Source organism: Devosia sp. Z6_126 (assembly GCF_058133495.1).
The window spans coordinates 327,742-345,059 of sequence record NZ_JBYUNO010000003.1; the positions used below are offsets into that span (position 1 = coordinate 327,742).

General features: G+C 65.1%; 14 protein-coding genes. 3 read left to right on the forward strand and 11 right to left on the reverse strand.

All coding sequences use genetic code 11. The features are described from left to right. Positions 1-15: 15 nt before the first annotated feature. The 5 genes from AC3YOG_RS13710 to AC3YOG_RS13730 all read right to left on the reverse strand — a co-directional run bounded on the left by AC3YOG_RS13710 (position 16) and on the right by AC3YOG_RS13730 (position 5,707). The gene (locus AC3YOG_RS13710; protein WP_127753847.1) at positions 16-858 is read right to left on the reverse strand and encodes an ABC transporter permease; all 843 of its coding nucleotides are present in this window, start codon (positions 856-858) and stop codon (positions 16-18) included. 4 nt (positions 859-862) lie between these two features. Then, positions 863-1,843, reverse strand: a complete 981-nt coding sequence (locus tag AC3YOG_RS13715) for an ABC transporter permease (RefSeq protein WP_127753848.1) — start codon at positions 1,841-1,843, stop codon at positions 863-865. Between the two features lie 11 nt (positions 1,844-1,854). Then, positions 1,855-3,027 carry a M24 family metallopeptidase gene (locus AC3YOG_RS13720; RefSeq protein WP_489935473.1) on the reverse strand — a complete coding sequence of 391 codons (1,173 nt, stop codon included), beginning with the start codon at positions 3,025-3,027 and terminating at the stop codon, positions 1,855-1,857. 64 nt (positions 3,028-3,091) lie between these two features. After that, a complete protein-coding gene (locus AC3YOG_RS13725) occupies positions 3,092-4,630 on the reverse strand; it encodes an ABC transporter substrate-binding protein (protein WP_172124000.1) in 1,539 nt (512 codons plus the stop codon). A gap of 42 nt (positions 4,631-4,672) precedes the next feature. Then, positions 4,673-5,707 carry a GntR family transcriptional regulator gene (locus AC3YOG_RS13730; RefSeq protein ID WP_127753851.1) on the reverse strand — a complete coding sequence of 345 codons (1,035 nt, stop codon included), beginning with the start codon at positions 5,705-5,707 and terminating at the stop codon, positions 4,673-4,675. A gap of 215 nt (positions 5,708-5,922) precedes the next feature. Here AC3YOG_RS13730 and AC3YOG_RS13735 point away from each other — a divergent pair, with 215 nt between their 5' ends. Further along, the gene (locus AC3YOG_RS13735; protein WP_489935474.1) at positions 5,923-6,903 is read left to right on the forward strand and encodes an aldo/keto reductase; all 981 of its coding nucleotides are present in this window, start codon (positions 5,923-5,925) and stop codon (positions 6,901-6,903) included. Between the two features lie 29 nt (positions 6,904-6,932). After that, positions 6,933-8,099 carry a hypothetical protein gene (locus AC3YOG_RS13740; RefSeq protein ID WP_172124006.1) on the forward strand — a complete coding sequence of 389 codons (1,167 nt, stop codon included), beginning with the start codon at positions 6,933-6,935 and terminating at the stop codon, positions 8,097-8,099. Between the two features lie 120 nt (positions 8,100-8,219). Here the strand turns inward: AC3YOG_RS13740 and AC3YOG_RS13745 are convergent, their stop codons facing one another. Further along, a complete protein-coding gene (locus AC3YOG_RS13745; RefSeq protein ID WP_248305107.1) occupies positions 8,220-8,687 on the reverse strand; it encodes an Lrp/AsnC family transcriptional regulator in 468 nt (155 codons plus the stop codon). A gap of 151 nt (positions 8,688-8,838) precedes the next feature. On the opposite strand from AC3YOG_RS13745, the gene putA reads away from it, so the two are divergent. Continuing rightward, positions 8,839-12,231, forward strand: coding sequence for a bifunctional proline dehydrogenase/L-glutamate gamma-semialdehyde dehydrogenase PutA (gene putA, locus AC3YOG_RS13750; protein ID WP_489935475.1), 3,393 nt, complete (start codon positions 8,839-8,841; stop codon positions 12,229-12,231). A 45-nt stretch (positions 12,232-12,276) separates the two neighbouring features. Here the strand turns inward: putA and AC3YOG_RS13755 are convergent, their stop codons facing one another. Genes AC3YOG_RS13755 through AC3YOG_RS13775 form a run of 5 tightly spaced genes read right to left on the reverse strand, consistent with a single transcriptional unit; the run spans position 12,277 to position 17,287 of the window. Then, the gene (locus AC3YOG_RS13755) at positions 12,277-12,624 is read right to left on the reverse strand and encodes a RidA family protein (RefSeq protein WP_489935476.1); all 348 of its coding nucleotides are present in this window, start codon (positions 12,622-12,624) and stop codon (positions 12,277-12,279) included. Further along, positions 12,621-13,589, reverse strand: coding sequence for a bifunctional Delta(1)-pyrroline-2-carboxylate/Delta(1)-piperideine-2-carboxylate reductase (locus AC3YOG_RS13760; protein WP_489935477.1), 969 nt, complete (start codon positions 13,587-13,589; stop codon positions 12,621-12,623). Before AC3YOG_RS13760 ends, AC3YOG_RS13755 begins: the two co-directional genes overlap by 4 nt. Beyond that, a complete protein-coding gene (locus AC3YOG_RS13765) occupies positions 13,589-14,683 on the reverse strand; it encodes an ABC transporter ATP-binding protein (RefSeq protein ID WP_489935478.1) in 1,095 nt (364 codons plus the stop codon). Before AC3YOG_RS13765 ends, AC3YOG_RS13760 begins: the two co-directional genes overlap by 1 nt. Positions 14,684-14,705: 22 nt before the next feature. Then, the gene (locus AC3YOG_RS13770) at positions 14,706-16,064 is read right to left on the reverse strand and encodes a Xaa-Pro aminopeptidase (protein WP_489935479.1); all 1,359 of its coding nucleotides are present in this window, start codon (positions 16,062-16,064) and stop codon (positions 14,706-14,708) included. A gap of 14 nt (positions 16,065-16,078) precedes the next feature. Next, the gene (locus tag AC3YOG_RS13775) at positions 16,079-17,287 is read right to left on the reverse strand and encodes an ROK family transcriptional regulator (RefSeq protein ID WP_127753859.1); all 1,209 of its coding nucleotides are present in this window, start codon (positions 17,285-17,287) and stop codon (positions 16,079-16,081) included. Between the last annotated feature and the right edge of the window lie 31 nt (positions 17,288-17,318).

A 17,318-nucleotide genomic window follows, 5' to 3' on the forward strand; every position in this document is an offset into this window, starting at 1 on the left:
TCGCAGAAAGATTGGTTACTTGTTGCCAGCCGAGCGGCTGAGCTGGCGTGGGTCGAGAATGTCGCGCAACCCGTCGCCAAGCAGATTGAAGCCCAGCACCGTGACCATGATGGTCGCGCCCGCGATGATGGAGAGCCAGGGCTCGTCGCGGATGAAGCGGGTGCCATAGGAGAGCGTCCAGCCCCAGGTTGGAGTTGGGGGCGGCAGCCCGAAACCGAGAAACGAGAGCGCCGATTCGGCAATGATCGCGGTGCCCAACCCCAGGGAGGCCAGCACGATGATTGGCCCCAGCGCATTGGGCAGGATTTCCCGGAAGATGATGCGGAGCGGCGAAGCCCCGAGCGCGCGGGCTGCCTGCACATAGTTCTGCTCGCGCAGCACCAGCGTCGTTGCCCGCACCACTCGCGCATATTCGGTCCAGAACACGATCACCAGCGCCAGCGAGATATTGTAGATCCCAGGCCCCAGCACCGCGATGATCGCCAGCGCCAGGACAATGGCGGGGAAGCCGAGAAAGATGTCGGTGATCCGCATCAACAGCAGGTCGACCCAGCCGCCGAAATAGCCGGCAACCAGCCCAACCGTGGTGCCGATCACCACGGCCCCGCCGACCGACATCAATGCTACGGACAGCGACACCTGCGCCCCGAACACGAGGCGCGACCACAGGTCCCGCCCGAAATTGTCCGTGCCCAGCCAGTGCTCGGCCGTAGGCCCGGCAAAGCGGTTGCGCATATCCATCTGCTCAACGCCGTGGGTAGCCATATAGGGTGCGAGGACAGCGCAAAGCACGATGAACAGCGTAATCAGCGCGCCCACGACAAGCGAAGTGTTGCGGAAGATCTTGGGAATACGCATCGGATCACCCCAACCGGATCCGCGGATCAACCGCGGCGTAAAGCAGGTCAACCACGAGGTTCACCAGCGCATAGATGATGGCAAAGGTCAGCACGATGCCCTGGATCAGCGGCAGGTCGCGTTGCGCGATTGCCCCGATCGTCAGCTGCCCGAGGCCCGGCCAGGCAAAGATGGATTCCACCAGCACCGCTCCGCCCAGCAAGGCGCCGAAGCGCAGCCCGATCACCGAGATCACCGGCAGCAGCGCATTGCGCAGCGCATGGCGCACGACCACGCGGCCGCGCCGCAAACCCTTGGCATAGGCGGTGCGCACGAAATCCTCGCGCAGCACTTCAAGCATGGAGGTCCGCACCAGCCGGGAGATGATCGCCGACGTATTGGCGGCAAGCGCCAATGCGGGCAGCAGGATGTGAGACAACGAGTCGAGCAGCACGCCGGGACGCCCGCTCAACGCCGCAACCAGCGCCATCGGCAAGGGCTCGCCCCGGCCCACCGCCGGCAACCAGCCCAGCACTACCGCAAAGGCCAGCATCAAGAGCAGCCCCAGCCAGTAGATCGGCATGGAAACGCCCAGCTGTGCAAACAGCATCGCCGCGGTGTCGATGATCGAGCCCTGCCGCATGGCCGCAACCACGCCCAGCGTCATACCGATGATGATGGACAATACCAGCGCCACCACCGCCAATTCCAGCGTTGCGCCGAGACGGCCAGCGATGATGGTGCTTACAGGCTGCGTCTGGAAGATCGACTGCCCCATGTCGCCATGCAGCAGCGCCACGAAGTAATCCCACAGCCGGATAAACCAGGGATCATCCAACCCCATGGCCGTGCGCAGGCTCGCCACTGTTTCGGGCGTCGCGTTCTGCCCCAGCAGCACCGAGGCGGGATCGCCCGGCACCAGCAAGAGCAGGCCAAAGGTCAGAATGACGATGCCGATTGCGGTTGGGATCAACAACAGCAATCGCCGGGTGATATAAGCCAGCACCTGCCCTGCCCTCAGCCGATAACGATTTGCGCGAGCTCGCGCGGATAATGCGTCAAGCTATCGGGCCCGGCTTCGGTGACGAGCACCGTGTCGGAGATGCGAAAGCCCCCTAGGCCCTGCACGTAAAGCGCCGGCTCGGAGGAAAACACCATGCCGGGCTGCATGATCGTGTCGTCCCCGCCCTCCACCCAAGGCGGCTCGTGGAACATCACGCCCATGCCGTGCCCGACTCGATGCAGGCAGTATTCGCCGACGCCCTCGCCCTTGATGTAACCCAGCGCCGCATCGTCCGCCGAAGCGCAGGTAGCGCCCACGACAAGGCCCTCGCGGCCAATCTGCTGGGCTTTTTGCGCGATGGTGTAATAGCGCTCCTGTTCGGGGCTCGGCTCGCCCAGGATAAAGGTGCGCTCGCTTTCAGCCGCGCGTCCCCCGACCCGACAGCCTAGCGACAGGATGATGCTTTCCCCGCGCTGCGGCCGGTGCCCCGATGGCATGCCATGGGGAAAGGCCGAGCGGGCGCCCGAATAAACGAGCCCGCCGGCAATGCCCTGCACCAGCATCACATTGTCATGCTCGCGATACATGGTGTCGAGCGCATGGCGGATAACATGGGCTTCGAGCTCGATCTCGGTGGGCATCTCGCCATTGCCGCGCAGGGCCTCAGCGATCAGGTCCACCCCGGCCGCCACCATGGCATCGGAGATACGCCCCGCCTCACGCATCAACGCCACTTCTTCAGGGCGTTTGAGAACGCGCATCTGGCTGACGATGTTGGAAGCGAGCACGCGCGCATTGGGGAAGGCAGCAGCGACCTGGGGCACCCGCGCCAGCGAAATGCCGCCGGAATGGCCAACGACGCCACTGATATTGCCAATGGCGCGGCCCAGCACGTCGAAGGGACGGTCACGGCCCGGAAATTCGAAATAAACAACGAGCTCCGCCGCCGCCTGCTGGTCGAGCGCATGATGACGCTCCAGCTCTGGCACCAGCAGATAGGCGCTGTCTTGTGTCAGCGCGAACACCACCGGCCGCTCGGTCGTATAATGGGAAAAGCCGGTGGTATAGATAATGTCGTCATTGGCATCGAGCAGCAGCAGGTCGATCCCGTCCGCGGCCATGCGGGCACGCATATCGCGGTGCAGATCGGCATAATACTGGGCGCTCAGGCGCTGCGAAAAACCCATGACATTTCCCTCGGTGGCAGAATGCGGCCGGCACGGGAGCGCCGGCCGCGGGAACAAATCCGACTTAGCTTGGCATGCCGATCAGGCCGCGCAGATTGCCACGCGGCGTCGCTTCAACCGTGCCGGGCAGGTCCTTGGCATAGAACAGCTGATAGCCCTGGTAGGAAACGATGTAGTACGGCACCTCTTCGGCAAGGATCGTGGCCGCTTCCTGGTAAGCCTGAGTGCGGGCCGCCTGGTCCAGCGACGAGCGCCCGGCCTGGAGCAGTTCATCCACCTTGGGATTGCTGTAGCCGCCCCAATTATTGCCGCCACCCGTGGTCAGCTGCGCAAACAACAGCCGGTCGGGATCAACGATGTTGACCCAGCCCAGCAGCGCGATCTGGTGCTGGCTCTTTTGCACATAATTGGTCGAAAAGGTCGGCCAATCGCTGATCTGCGCCTGCGCATCCACGCCCGCCTGGGCAAAGATCGCCTGCATATATTCAATGGTCTGCACGCGATTGGGGTCTTCGCTGTGGGTCGAGAGCGTCACCGTCAGCGGCTGGCCGTCCTTGTCGAGGAACCCGTCCGAATTGCTGTCGGTCCAGCCCAGTTCAGCAAACAGCGCCTTGGCGCCTTCGGGATCAAACTGCGGCTGCTGCACTTCAGCCGAATACGCCCAGGACGAGGGCAGGATCACCGAATTGGCGACGGCATCGGCGCCCTGGTAGATGTCATTGACGATGGTCTGCTGGTCGATCAGCATCGAAAACGCGCGGCGCATCTTGGGATCGGCGAGCAGCGGGTCATTGGCGTTGAAGTTGACATAGGTCACGGCCAGGCCCGGGATAACCACATTGCCGAACCGGTCATCGGCGGCAAGGCGGGTAATATCCTGCGGCGAGAGCGGCGACTGGATCACGTCCAGATCCCCCGCTTCGAACGCCTGCGCCCGCGAGGAATTGTCCGCGATCAGCCGCATCGTGACATTCTCGACTGCCGGAGCGCCTGCCCAGTATTCTGGATTGGCTTCGAGCACGATCTCGGCGCCGCGGTTCCAGCTGACGAGCTTCATCGGGCCCGCGCCAATGGGCTCGGCCGCAATGTCGCGCCCGGCTTCCACCAGCTCCTGCGGCACAATGCCGACATCGAGATAGGACAGCAACGGTGCATAAGGCGCGCTCAGCACGAACTTGACCGTGCGGTCATCGACCTTCTCGACACTCGCGATCGGCGTATAAAGGGCGCGCATCGGCGAGTTGAAGTCGGGATTGATCAGGGACTGGTAGGTGAACACCACATCGTCGGCCGTTAGCGGCGTGCCGTCCGAGAACTTGAGGCCCTCGCGCAGGTGGAAAATAAAGGTCTGCGGATCAGGCGTTTCCCAGCTTTCCGCCAGGTCGGGCTCGGCTTGGAGGCTGGGCGTGATGGTCACGAGGCCCGAATAGATCAGGTCGGCGGCACGGAATGCTGTGGTGTCGCGGGTCAGGCGCGCATCAAGCGTGCCGGCATCCACATCCACGCCCACCACCAGCGTGTCGGCGTCCTGCGCGACCGCCACACCCAGCGGCATAAAGCTCAGTGCCACAATGGCGCTGGTCGTCAATAAAAACTGCTTCATTCTTTTCTCCCTCAGTCGTGTCTAATCTGTTGGCGGTACGATCTATTTGGCGCGCGCAACGGGCTGCCGCTCGGGCGCCCCATGGGGCTCGTTTCCGGCAATCTTGTTCTGGCGCAGCTCGGCCAGGCACGGCACGAGCACGCTTTCCAACGCCCCTTGGTCGGGCGCATGCCGAAATTCGAAACACGGCTTGCCCGGTCCCACCAAATCGATCACGTGATCGGCCCCCGAGGCATAAATCACCGCATCGCACTGCGCGATTGTCTCGGAAATGTCCGCCGCTGCCGACCAGGTCACCTTGATGTCGGCAATGTGGGGCGCAAACTCGCGCACGCTGGGCCGCATGATCGCGATATATTCGGGGAAATAGGTGACCGCAGCCACCCGCATGCGCGGATCGAGCCCGGCCAGCGCCTGCCGCGTTTTTTCCGATGGAATGAACCGCAACCCCAGCAGGCGCGCCGCCGGAACCAGCGCACGCACTTCGGCTTCGCGATTGACGAAGGTCAGCACCAGATCGGCGTCGAGCGCAACGCGGCGCGCGTCCTCGGACACTTTAAGCGTATCCAGCGTCAGGATCTGCACCTGGTCAGTAGCGCCCAGCACCGGCTTGATCTGGGCCACATAGTCCCGCCCCGGCTCTTCAAAGATCGCCACGAACACCAGCCGCAACCCTGTCTTGGGCTTACGCAGCTGCGATTGCGCATTGATCATCGACACCAATGCCATGGGGGAAACGCCGAGCTTTTCGGCCTTGCTGATCAGGATCTCGATATCGGCGCGCAACGCGCTTACCGGCAGGTCACCGCCCGCACTGGTCTTTTTCGGATCACGAGCAGAAAACGCCCCGAGCCCCTGGCGCATCTCGACAAGCCCGGCATCGCGGAGCCGCTGATACACCTGGCTCACCGTCATCGGTGCAATGCCCAGTTCCGCAGCCAACTGGCGCACCGACTGTAGCTTGCTGCCATAGGGGATCCCGCCAAACGCCAGCGCATAGGTCAAAAGCCCATGCAGCTGTGTGCCGACCGGGACCGGCAGCGACTTGTCTATGCTGGATGCGTCGATACGGAACATGTGTACTATCCAAGCGATACACCTAGACCGTATCAACTCTCTCCCGAAACACAATGGGGCCGCACGTTTTTTATCCACAGCAACTTAATGCCTAGTCGCTGAGCAAAGCTTTGGGCTTGCACCGGCTGATTTTCGGTGTTCTCTAAGCTTCAACGCGCGCCGCAAGTCGGCTGTGTGTTGGACTCCGAACCCGCGGGCGCGAAAAGGGTGTACTAATGGAATATGTCAATCTCGGCCGATCCGGCCTCAAAATCTCTCGTCTGGCCTTAGGCTGCATGACCTTTGGCTCCCCCAGCTGGGCCCCTTGGGTCCTCGACGAGGAGAATTCCCGCCCCATCATCGCCCGTGCACTCGAAGTCGGGATCAATTTTTTCGATACCGCCGACATGTATTCCCTGGGCGCCAGCGAGGAAGTGCTGGGCCGCGCCCTCGCCGATCACCCCCGCCACAAGCTGGTGCTCGCCAGCAAGCTCTACAATCCGATGAGCCAGGACCCCAATGACCGGGGCCTGTCGCGCAAGCACATCTTCGAATCGGTGGATGGCAGCCTGCGCCGCCTCGGCACCGATTACATCGATCTCTACCAGCTGCACCGCTTCGATTACGAAACGCCGCTCGAGGAAACGCTCGACGCGCTCAACGATCTCGTCCGCATCGGCAAGGTGCGCTATCTCGGCGCCTCCTCCATGCATGCCTGGCAGTTCATGAAGGCCCTGGGCCTGCAGCGCCAGCACGGCTGGGCGCAGTTCATCTCCATGCAGCCGCACTACAATCTGATCTATCGCGAGGAAGAGCGCGAAATGATGCCCCTCTGCCGCTCCGAAGGGGTCGGCGTCATTCCCTGGAGCCCGCTGGCCCGCGGCGTTCTGGCCGGCAAGCGCGGCGAAGACGGCAAGGGCAGCACCCGCGCCCAGACCGACCGCACCGCCACCGCGCTCTATGAGGCGACCAAGGCGCAGGACGACCAGGTCGCGGCCGCCGTCAAGGCCCTCGCCGAACGGCACAACTGCCCGATGGCGCAGGTTGCCTATGCTTGGGTGGCGAGCCGCCCCGGCATCACCGCTCCGATCATCGGCGTGTCGCGCCTCACCCAGTTCGACGATGCGGTGGCCGCGCTCAGCCTCAAGCTGACCGACCAGGATATCGCCGAACTCGAAGCGCCCTACCGGCCCAAGCCCGTGGCCGGCCACCAGTAGCGCCATCCTATTTGCCGAGGACTGACCCAATGAAACTTGGACGCGAACTGGCCGAACTGACCGCCGGCCTTGATGCGCTTTACCGCAGCCACAACACCGCTGCTGGCTTTCTGGATCGCGAGGGGCTGATCCCGGTTGCGGTCGCCGATGTGGCGCCCCGCCCCTTGCGCGATTACGCCGAAGCGCGCGCCGCGCTCGAAGCGCTGCAGGCGCGCATTCCCGCCGAGGCAGAAAGCGATCTGCGCCGCGACTACCTGCTGGAAATGGTCGACTCGCTCCTCGCCCTGGTGACCACATTTGAGGGAGCGCCCATTTCCTTTGCGGATCGGGTGCGCCGCCAGATCCGGGTCGAAACCACCAAGGTGCCACCCGCGATCATCGAGGCCTATCGGGACACCATCCGCGACAAGCTGATCGAGATTGGTCAGTGGACCGGCGACATTTCAGCCGATGTGCGTCGCTGGGAAGCCTCGGTTCGCGTCCCGGCCGACCAGGTCATCGACACCATGCGCGAGCTGACCAAGGTGGTGCGCGAGCGGGTCAGCGCCCGCATGTATGATTTCCGCCATGAATGGATCGAGCCCCAGGAGCTGCGCGATGTGCCCTTCTCGGCTTACTGCGATTTTCCCGCGCGCAAGCAGTATCTCAACCTCGACCATCCCTACACGACCTACGCGCTCAAGCACCTGGCCTGCCACGAAGCCTTTCCCGGACACCTCGTGCACCTCGCCCTGCGCCAGCAATATGTGGCCGAAGGCACCATGCCGCTCGATGGAGCGCAGGTCGTTACCAGCTCGGCCAGCAGCGCGCTGTTTGAGGGTATTGCCGACAACGGCCTCTTCTTCATCGATTGGGTGGAAACCCCCGAGGACGAACTGGCCGTCGCCCTCCAGCGCATGCGCGCCGCCCTGCGCTGCAATGCCGCCTGGATGCTGCACAACGACAACATGTCGGCCGATCTGATCGCGCCGATCATGGCCGAACAGAGCTTTGAGGAGCTTCACGCCATCAAGTCCAAATTGCGCTTCCTGCGCCATGGGCTGCGGGCACCCTTTGTTTATTCCTATTGGTGCGGCGACATGGCGGTGCACGACCTTTGGAAGACTGTTCCCAAGGAACGCCACGCCGAGTTCTGGGCCTATCTCTATGGCAACATGCATACGCCAACCACACTGGCGCGGTACTGGAAGTCCTGAAGCACCCGATCCTGACCACCGGCAAGCCTCCCATTGCCGATGGTCATCACCGCTGCATTTATTCCAACCTGCCCGAGGCCAGTCCGGTCTCGGGCACCAGGCGCTCCGCCCTTCCGTGCTCTATTCCGCCTGATCCTTGACCGCCTCCATCGACACATGCGTGCTGGTATGGGCGACATGGGGCAGGCTGCTGATGCGCTCGCCCAGCACTTCGCGATAATCGGCGATATCCTTGGTGCGCACCTTGAGCAGGTAATCAAAGCTCGAGGCGATCATATGCGCCTGCTCCACTTCGGGAATGGCGCGCACTGCCTTGTTGAAGGCGTTGAGCGCCGCCTTGCGCGTGTCGCTGAGCTTGACCTCCACAAAAGCCACATGCGGCAAGCCCATCCGGTCCGGATTGATCACGGCCCGATAGCCCAGGATGTACTTGGCATCCTCCAGCCGCTTGATCCGCGCCTGGCACGGCGTCTTGCTCAAATTCACCCGCCGGCTCAACTCGGCCACGCTGATCCGGCCGTTCTGCGCCAGCTCGTGCAGGATGCGACGGTCGATCGGGTCCAATGCGTCGTGATCGGCAAGGTTCACAGGCGTTTCTCCTAGAAGCTGCCCCAACTATATTGCATTAGGCCGGATCCAGCCACCATATCGGGCGAAATGCCTTTAGGCGCAGCATTATCTTCTACCTGCCTTCCGGCCGAGATACTCGACCGGGAAGGGTTGCCCTGGAGCCCCCCAATTGTCTGAAATCGCTGCTGCCCGCCAAACTCTTCACGCCCGCAATCTGGCCGACGAGACTGCTCTCGTTGGGCAGCTGATTGCCGATACCGGCCTGTCCCCTGCCGAGCGCAGCGCGATCTCGGCGCAGGCCGAAAAGCTGGTGACGACCGTGCGCACCGGCAATCGCCTTGGCCTCATGGAATCCTTCCTCGCCGAATATGGTCTCGCCACCGACGAGGGCGTGGCCCTGATGTCGCTGGCCGAAGCGCTGCTGCGCGTCCCCGACGCCGAAACCGTGGATGCCCTCATCCACGACAAGGTAGGCGGCTCCGACTGGGCCAGCCATTTCGGCGGCTCCTCCAACCAGCTCGTCAACTTCTCCTCCTGGGCCCTCAGCCTCACCGCCGATGTGCTGGGCGACCCGGAAGTCGGGCCCAAGAATGCGCTCCATCGTGCTGTAGCGCGCCTGGGCGAACCGGTGATCCGTACTGCCGTCGGCCAGGCCATGCGGCTCCTCGGCTCCCAGTTCGTCTTTGGCCGCACCATCTACGAAGCCATCACCAATGCCCGCAAGCCCGAGGCTCTGGGCTACCGCTATTCCTATGACATGCTGGGCGAAGCCGCCCGCACCTCCGCCGATGCCGAGCGGTATGCGGAAGCGTATAGCCGCGCCATCGCCACTCTCGCTCCCCGCTGCACCGCCCCGTCCGTGCGCGACAATCCCGGCATTTCGGTCAAGCTTTCGGCCCTTCACCCCCGCTACGAGTTCGCGCAGCGCGAGAGGGTGATGAGCGAACTGGTTGCCACGACTCGGCAATTGGCGCTCGCCGCCCGCGCCGCCAATATGGGCTTCAACATCGATGCCGAGGAAGCCGACCGGCTCGATCTGTCGCTCGACATCATCGCCGAAGTGCTCGCCACGCCCGAATTGGCCGGCTGGGACGGCTTTGGCATCGTCGTCCAGGCCTATGGCAAGCGCGTCCTGCCCCTCATCGATTGGCTCGATGCCACCGCCCGCTCGCTCGATCGCCGCATCATGGTGCGCCTCGTCAAGGGCGCCTATTGGGACGCCGAAATCAAGCGCGCGCAGGTGCTGGGGCTCGATGGCTATCCCGTCTTCACCCGCAAGGCCGCGACCGATGTCAGCTACATCGCTGCCGCCCGCAAGCTCCTTGCCGCCGAGGCGATCTACCCGCAATTCGCCACCCACAACGCGCACACCGCCGCCGCCGTCCTCCATCTCGCCGCGCAAGTCGGCAAGCCCAAGGACAGCTTCGAGTTCCAGCGCCTCCATGGCATGGGCGAGCGCCTCCACGAAGTGCTGCGCACCGCCCACGGCACCCGCACCCGCATCTATGCCCCGGTCGGCGCCCACAAGGACCTGCTCGCCTATCTCGTGCGCCGTCTTCTCGAAAATGGCGCCAACGGCTCCTTTGTCTACCAGATCGCCGACGAGAACATCCCCGCCGCTGTGGTGGCCGAGGACCCCATTGCCAAGCTCCTGGCGTTGGGCGACGCCATCCCCAATCCGGCCATTCCCGCCCCGGCCAATATCTTTGCCCCCCGCCGCAACTCGGCCGGGCTCGATCTCACCGACCCCGTCGCCTTCCCGGCCGCCGAGGCCGCGCGCAATGCCTTCGCCACCACGCAATGGCACGCCCACGCCCTGACCGCGCTCAGCAGCGAACCCGCCCCGGGCGCGCAGGCGCAAACTCTCACCAACCCCGCGAAGTCCAGCGACATTCTGGGCACGGTGACCGATGCTCTCCCGCACGAGATCGAAGGCGCCATCGCCGCGGCCACCCACTCCGGCTGGTCCAGGGAGCCCGTCGCCCGCCGCGCGGAGCTCTTGCGCGCCGTCGCCGATCTCTACGAAGCCAACCGCGCCGAGTTCTTCGCCCTCCTCACCCGTGAAGCGGGCAAGACCTGGGCCGACGCCGTGGCGGAGGTGCGCGAAGCCGTCGACTTCCTGCGCTACTATGCCCGCGGCGCCGAACGGCAAACCCTGGGCGCGCCGCGCGGCCCCTTCACCGCCATCTCGCCCTGGAACTTCCCCCTCGCCATCTTCACCGGCCAGATCGCGGCCGCGCTGGTGGCGGGCAATCCGGTGCTGGCCAAGCCCGCGCCCCAAACCCCGCTGATCGCCTTCCGCGCGATCCAGCTGATGCACGAAGCCGGCATCCCCCGCGACGCCATCCAGCTCCTCACCGGCGCCGGTGAAGTGGGCACCGCGCTCACCTCCCACCCCGCCATTGCCGGCGTCGTTTTCACCGGCTCCATCGCCACCGCGCGCCGGATCGACCAGGCCATGGCCGCCAATCTGGCCCCCACCGCGCCCCTCATCGCCGAAACCGGTGGCCTCAACGCCATGATCGTTGACTCCACCGCCCTGCCCGAACAGGCCGTGCGCGACATCATCGCCTCCGCCTTCCAGTCCGCCGGCCAGCGCTGCTCGGCCCTGCGCGTGCTTTACGTGCAGGAAGAAGCGGCCGAGCGGACCCTCGAAATGCTCAAGGGCGCCATGGACGAGCTGACCCTGGGCGATCCCTGGCACCTCAGCACCGATATCGGCCCTGTCATCGATGAGGCCGCCCGCAGCAAGATCGAGGCGCATGTCGAGAGCTTTGCGCGCGCGGGCAACCTCATCCATCGCCTGCCCACCCCAGCCGGCGGCACCTTTGTCGCCCCCGCCGTGCTGCGCGTCCCCGGCATCGAGGCGCTGGCCGAAGAGATCTTTGGCCCGGTGCTCCATGTCGCGACCTTCAAGGCCACTGAGCTCGACGCCGTCATCGCCGCCGTCAACCGCTCGGGCTATGGGCTGACTTTTGGGCTGCACACCCGCATTTCCTCGCGCGTGCGTCTCGTGTCCAGCGCCGTCCAGGCCGGCAATATCTATGTCAACCGCAACCAGATCGGCGCCGTGGTCGGCTCGCAGCCCTTTGGCGGCGAGGGCCTTTCGGGCACCGGCCCCAAGGCGGGCGGCCCGCATTACCTCCCCCGCTTCACCATCGGTGCTGCCGAGGGCAAGACCATGCCCCTCCCCCTGCCCGGCCCCACCGGCGAGTCCAATGTCATGCATGTCAGCCCGCGCGGCACCGTGCTCTGCCTTGGCCCCACCCCGGCCGATCAGCAGGCCCAGGCCAATCTGGCCGCCACGCTCGGCAACACCGCCCTTCTGGCCGAACTCGATGTGGACGTCCTTCAGCACGCCCAGACCTTTGATGCGGTCGCCTATTTCGGCGCGGACGGCCAGCTCAGCGCCATCCGCCAGGCCCTGAGCCAGCGCAGCGGCCCCATCCTGCCACTCGTGACGGGCAAGGACGACGCCCTGCGCCTCGTCGTGGAACGCCATGTCTGCATCGACACGACAGCGGCGGGCGGCAACGCCACCCTGATGGCCCAGGCTGGCTAAACTCAACAAAAAGCCCGCTGGCATCACCAGCGGGCTTTTTTACCCTTACGCGACCGCCGCAGTCGCCACGAACTCGACCTTGTAGCCGGGGTCCGCCAGCAGCGCCTGCACGCAGGCGCGTGTCGGCTTGTTGTCCGGATCGATCCAGGCGTCATAAACGCTGTTCATCCCGGCAAACTCGCCGATATCGGCGAGATACACCGCCATCGTCAGCAGCTGCGCCTTGCTGCCCCCGGCCTCCGCCAGCAACCGCTCCACTGCCGCCAGCGCCTGCTCGGTTTGCCCCACGATATCGAGGCTCGTATCCTCGGCCACCTGCCCGGCCAGGTACACGACCCCGCCATGCAGCACGGCCTGGCTCATGCGCTTGCCCATTTCCATTCGCTTGATCATGCGATCTCCTCGGCGCCCAGGCGCTCCATCACCAATTCCGCCCCCGCCAGATCTTCAAGGGCATGCCCCGCCGATTTAAACAGGGTGATATCCTCCGGCGCCCGCCGCCAGCGCGGCGCCTCGCCCAGCAATTCGGCCAGCTCCGTTACGTCAGCCGCCTCGATCACCCCCGCCGCTATGGGTTGGGCGATGTCGCCGGTTTCTGTTTTTGTGTGCGGCACGTCGACCACCGCCCGCGCCTTGCGCACTAGGGCATCATCGCTTTCGCGCATGTCGCGGCGGAACCCGCCGACGAGGTCAATATGCGTGCCCGGCCGCACCTGCTCGCCCAAAATGATGGGCTCGCGCGCCAGCGTCGCCGCTGAAACAATCTGCGCCTGCCCCACGGCCTCGGCCAGTTCCCCGGCCGCGCTCGCGGCAATCCCGCGCGCATCGAGGCTCGCGGCCAGCGCCTCGGCCTTGCCCGTGTTGCGCCCCCAGATCAACACCCGCTTGGGCCGCAACACCGCCCAATAGGCTTCTGCCAGTGCTTCGGCCACGCTCCCGGTGCCCACCACAAGGAGGGTTTCGGGCTCGGGATTGGCCAGCACCGAAGCCGCCAGCACCGATGCTGCGGCCGTGCGCCGCGTGGTCAGCGCGTGCCCGTCGATCGTGCCCAGCGGCTCGCCGCTCGCCGCGTCGAGCACCATATAGATCGCCCGTAGCGCCCCGCCCGGCCGATTGCCGAGTTCAGGCAAGACCGTGACGAGCTTGACCCCGATCAGCTTGCCCGGTCGCACCGCCGGCATCACCAGCAGCGTGCCAGCCGACTGCCCCGGTGCCGCCTCGATCGGCACGGCCTGCCGGCTCGGCGCAGTGGGCGGCGCCAAAAACGCTTCGCGCAGTTTCCCCACCAGCGATGGATAATCCAGCAATCGCTCGACCGTCGCCGCGTCGATCACCTTGAGTGCGGTTGTCCCCGCCATCAGTAGATAACCTTGTCGGTCGCAGGATCGATCAGGTGCATGCTGTCCATATCGACGGTTAGGGCAATCGTCTGCTTGGGCGCGGCCTGATACGACGGCGCCACCCGCGCACAGACATTGTCCGTGCCCACCCGCATATAGAGCAGTGTCTCGGCCCCCAGCGGCTCCACCAGATCCACGGTCCCGCTGAGCGCCGCCGTATTGGGGCGGTCATGCACATTGCTGAAAGCTTCGGGCCGCAGCCCCAGCACCACGTCGCGCCCGGCAAATGGCGCATAGGCATCCCGGCGCGACGCCGGCACGGCGAGCCGCTGCTCGCCCGACAGCTGCACGAACAGCCCGTCGCCCTCGCCCACCAGCCGGCCATCAAGGAAGTTCATTGCCGGCGAGCCGATAAAGCCCGCCACGAACCGGCTCACCGGTCGGTTATAGAGTTCCTGGGGCGGCCCCGCCTGCTCGATGGTGCCATTATTCATCACCACCACCCGGTCGGCCATGGTCATGGCCTCGATCTGGTCATGGGTCACATAAACCGTGGTGGTCGGGATCTGCTGGTGCAGCCGCTTGATTTCGGTGCGCATCTGCACGCGCAGCTTGGCATCGAGATTGCTCAGCGGCTCGTCGAACAGAAACACTTTGGGGTTGCGCACAATGGCGCGCCCCATGGCCACGCGCTGGCGCTGCCCGCCCGAGAGCATGCGCGGCTTGCGTTTGAGCAGGGGCTCGATCTCGAGCACGCGGGCAGCCTCGGCGACCCGCGCCGCCACTTCGGCCTTGGGCATGCGTCGTTGTCGCAAGCCAAAGGCGATGTTGTCGTAAACCGTCATATGCGGATAAAGCGCATAATTCTGGAACACCATGGCGATGTCGCGCCGCCCCGGCTCGACATCGTTGATGGTCTGGTCGTCGATGCGGATCTCGCCACCCGAAATAGTTTCGAGGCCCGCGATCATGCGCAGTGTCGTGGATTTGCCGCAACCCGAAGGGCCCACCAGCGCCACGAACTCGCTATCGGCGATTTCGAGATCGATGCCCCGGACGGCCTGGAAGGTCTGGTAGGACTTGGTCAGGTTGCGGATCGAAAGATGGGCCATGTCGGCTCCTTCGTGTGAGAGCTTAGGCGCGAGCCAGCAGCATGTTGGACGCCAGCCAGAAGGGCGGCAGGCAGAGCGGGGTCGAGGACATCGGCAGGATGGCATCGTGAATGGCGACCCCGAGCTCGTCGCGCATAAAGGCGCGGCGCTGCTCGATGCGGGCATAGACCTGCGGATGGCGCGTGCGCAGCTCTTCGCGCAGCGCCGCATCGGCAAAGGTCACCGCGTCTTCGCAGTTGAGCGCCCAGCCATTGGGCATCGGCACCGGGATCACGTCGATCTGGAAGGGCATGCCCGAAGCGATACGGCTTTGCGAACCCGGCCGCACCGGCGAGTTCAGCCATTCGTCATGGCCCGTCAGGTGCCCGGGATTGAGCGCTGAACCAAGGCCGCCGCGCGCCAGCGCGCCGGTCACCGCATCATGGATTTCGCCACCCGTGACCCCGAGATCGGCCGTTTCATACCAGGTGATCAGCCCCTCGAAATAGCTCTTGGCGGTGGCGAGGAACGCCTCGTCATGGTCGGTCACGAGCCCGGCGCGCGAGGCAAGCCCACCCCAAAAGCTCACTGCGGCCGAAATGCCGTTGCCCTTGCCGATGATGCGCCCGGTTGGGCTCGAAAGCCCGATCACCGGCCCCGAAGCATCGCTGGTGGTCAGCATCGGGTGGCAGTTCATCGGCTCGCCGGCATAGCCCATGCGGCTTGCGGCCGCCAATTCGCTGTCCCCGGCCTGGATGCCGGTCACCATGCGCCACACTGCCGCCGAGGCGCGGGCTGCGCCCCATTCATAGGCGGCGATCTGGTCGGCATCCACCACCGAGCGCAGGCCGTCGGTTTCATGCATCAGCACCGGGGTGGCTTCGGCCGGGCTCTGCCCGGTAATGCGCTTGAGCAGGATCGGCAGGTAAGCGGGCACAAACAGGCCCGGCTCCTCGTCCGCCCATTCCGCACCTTCGAAATACTTCCAGCCGACCACGCCGACGCTGTCGCCGCTCTTGATCCCGCATTCGCGCAGCACTGCCTCGACGCTCGGACGGCGCGAGCGGTCCTGGGCCAACAGGCTCATCGACTGGGCCAGCACCACTTGCTTGCCGGGCAGCGGGGAAATGGCGGTATAGCTTTCATCCTCATTGCCCACGACGAAGATGCGCTGCTCGCCCGGGCCCAGCAGCAGCAGGGCCTCCTCGAAGCGCGGATCAAAGCCCGACATGAACATGATATTGGCGTTGTGCTCGCGGTCGGCATAGATCACGAGCCAATCATGGCCGGCACGCCGATAGGCCTCGTTGCACCGCGCCGCATAGGTCGCGCCCGGAATGGCGGGCTGCTGCAGGGGAACCTCAATGGCCGGCGCGGCAATGGAACGGAGGGCAATGGTCATCAATAAAGGTCCTTTCAGCTCGCCGCAGATTCTGCGGCAGATGGGTCGGCAGCGCTGGGCGCATGCCAGAGCGGCGCCTTGGCGCCCGAAAAATTGGTGCAGCCTTCCAGCGCCAGGGCGACCCCGCCCAGCGGCACATTGTTGGTGCTGAGGCTCGAGAATTCGATCCGGCAATCCTGCAGCGCTGCGGGCAGCGCCAGCTCCTCGACGGCGTGGATCATCGAGTTGCGGATAAAGGGCGCCAGCCGCGCCAGACTCCCCCCGAGGATCACCCGCGGCGGATCGAAGATATTGATGAGGTTGGACACCCCGATCCCGAGATAACTGCCCATTTCAGCCAGCACATGCAGCGCCAGCTCGTTGCCCGCTTCGGCGAGGTTGAGCAGCTCGGCGGTCGAGGACACCTGCACCCCGTCCTGCTGCAGCCGCTGCGCCAGCGCGAAATCGGACACATAGGCCGACAGGCACCCGGTATTGCCGCAGCGGCACAGCCGCCCATTGGGCACGATCTTGGTGTGGCCGAACTCGCCGGCATAGCCGCCATGGCCCCGAAACAGCGCGCCATCGAGAAACAGGCCCGCGCCCACGCCCGAGGAGCTGTCGAGATAGATAAAGGTCTCGTCCTCCGCGGCACTGCCGAACAGATATTCGGCCATCGCATCGGCATTGCAGTTGTTGTCGATGTAGAGCGATGCCTCGACGGCATTGTCGAGGAGGCTGCGCAGCTCGAGGTCGCGCCAACCCAGGTTCGGCGAATGGGCAAGGTGCCCGTCGCGCCCCACCAGGCCCGGCACCGACACCCCGACGGCGCGCACTTCGTTCATGCTGCGCCCGATGCTGGCCACGAGCTCGCCGATCCCGGCGCGCAATTCGGCAGCCAGTTCAGAGCGATGCGGCAGCGTGCGCGTCACCTGCCCCAGCGGCGCCCCATCGAGCCCCGTCACCACATAGCTGATCTCGCCGGGCACCGGATGCACCCCGACCAGGAGGCCCCCATTGGCCGAAATCGAAATGCGCTCCCCCGGTCGCCCGCGCCCCTTGCCCGCGACCTTGGTGGCGCGCTCGATCAGCCCGATGGCCTCGAAATCCTTGAGGATCGCCGAGACCGTCGACTTGTCCGTCTCGGCCTTGTCGGCGATCTCGCGCTGCGAGGCATTGGGATTGAGCCGGATCGCATGGAAGATGCGCGAGGCATGGATCTGGCGAACAACAGATGGATGCATGAGCTAGTCCCTCTCGGGCGGGCGTGGCGAG

Bases quoted from the DNA above. Each gene is read 5' to 3' on its own strand.
- AC3YOG_RS13735 (WP_489935474.1), top strand. From the start codon at position 5,923: ATGGAATATGTCAATCTCGGCCGATCCGGCCTCAAAATCTCTCGTCTG.
- AC3YOG_RS13730 (WP_127753851.1), bottom strand. From the start codon at position 5,707: ATGTTCCGTATCGACGCATCCAGCATAGACAAGTCGCTGCCGGTCCCG.
- AC3YOG_RS13770 (WP_489935479.1), bottom strand. From the start codon at position 16,064: ATGACCATTGCCCTCCGTTCCATTGCCGCGCCGGCCATTGAGGTTCCC.
- AC3YOG_RS13710 (WP_127753847.1), bottom strand. From the start codon at position 858: ATGCGTATTCCCAAGATCTTCCGCAACACTTCGCTTGTCGTGGGCGCG.
- AC3YOG_RS13725 (WP_172124000.1), bottom strand. From the start codon at position 4,630: ATGAAGCAGTTTTTATTGACGACCAGCGCCATTGTGGCACTGAGCTTT.
- AC3YOG_RS13740 (WP_172124006.1), top strand. From the start codon at position 6,933: ATGAAACTTGGACGCGAACTGGCCGAACTGACCGCCGGCCTTGATGCG.
- AC3YOG_RS13760 (WP_489935477.1), bottom strand. From the start codon at position 13,589: ATGGCGGGGACAACCGCACTCAAGGTGATCGACGCGGCGACGGTCGAG.
- AC3YOG_RS13755 (WP_489935476.1), bottom strand. From the start codon at position 12,624: ATGATCAAGCGAATGGAAATGGGCAAGCGCATGAGCCAGGCCGTGCTG.
- AC3YOG_RS13720 (WP_489935473.1), bottom strand. From the start codon at position 3,027: ATGGGTTTTTCGCAGCGCCTGAGCGCCCAGTATTATGCCGATCTGCAC.
- AC3YOG_RS13775 (WP_127753859.1), bottom strand. From the start codon at position 17,287: ATGCATCCATCTGTTGTTCGCCAGATCCATGCCTCGCGCATCTTCCAT.
- AC3YOG_RS13765 (WP_489935478.1), bottom strand. From the start codon at position 14,683: ATGGCCCATCTTTCGATCCGCAACCTGACCAAGTCCTACCAGACCTTC.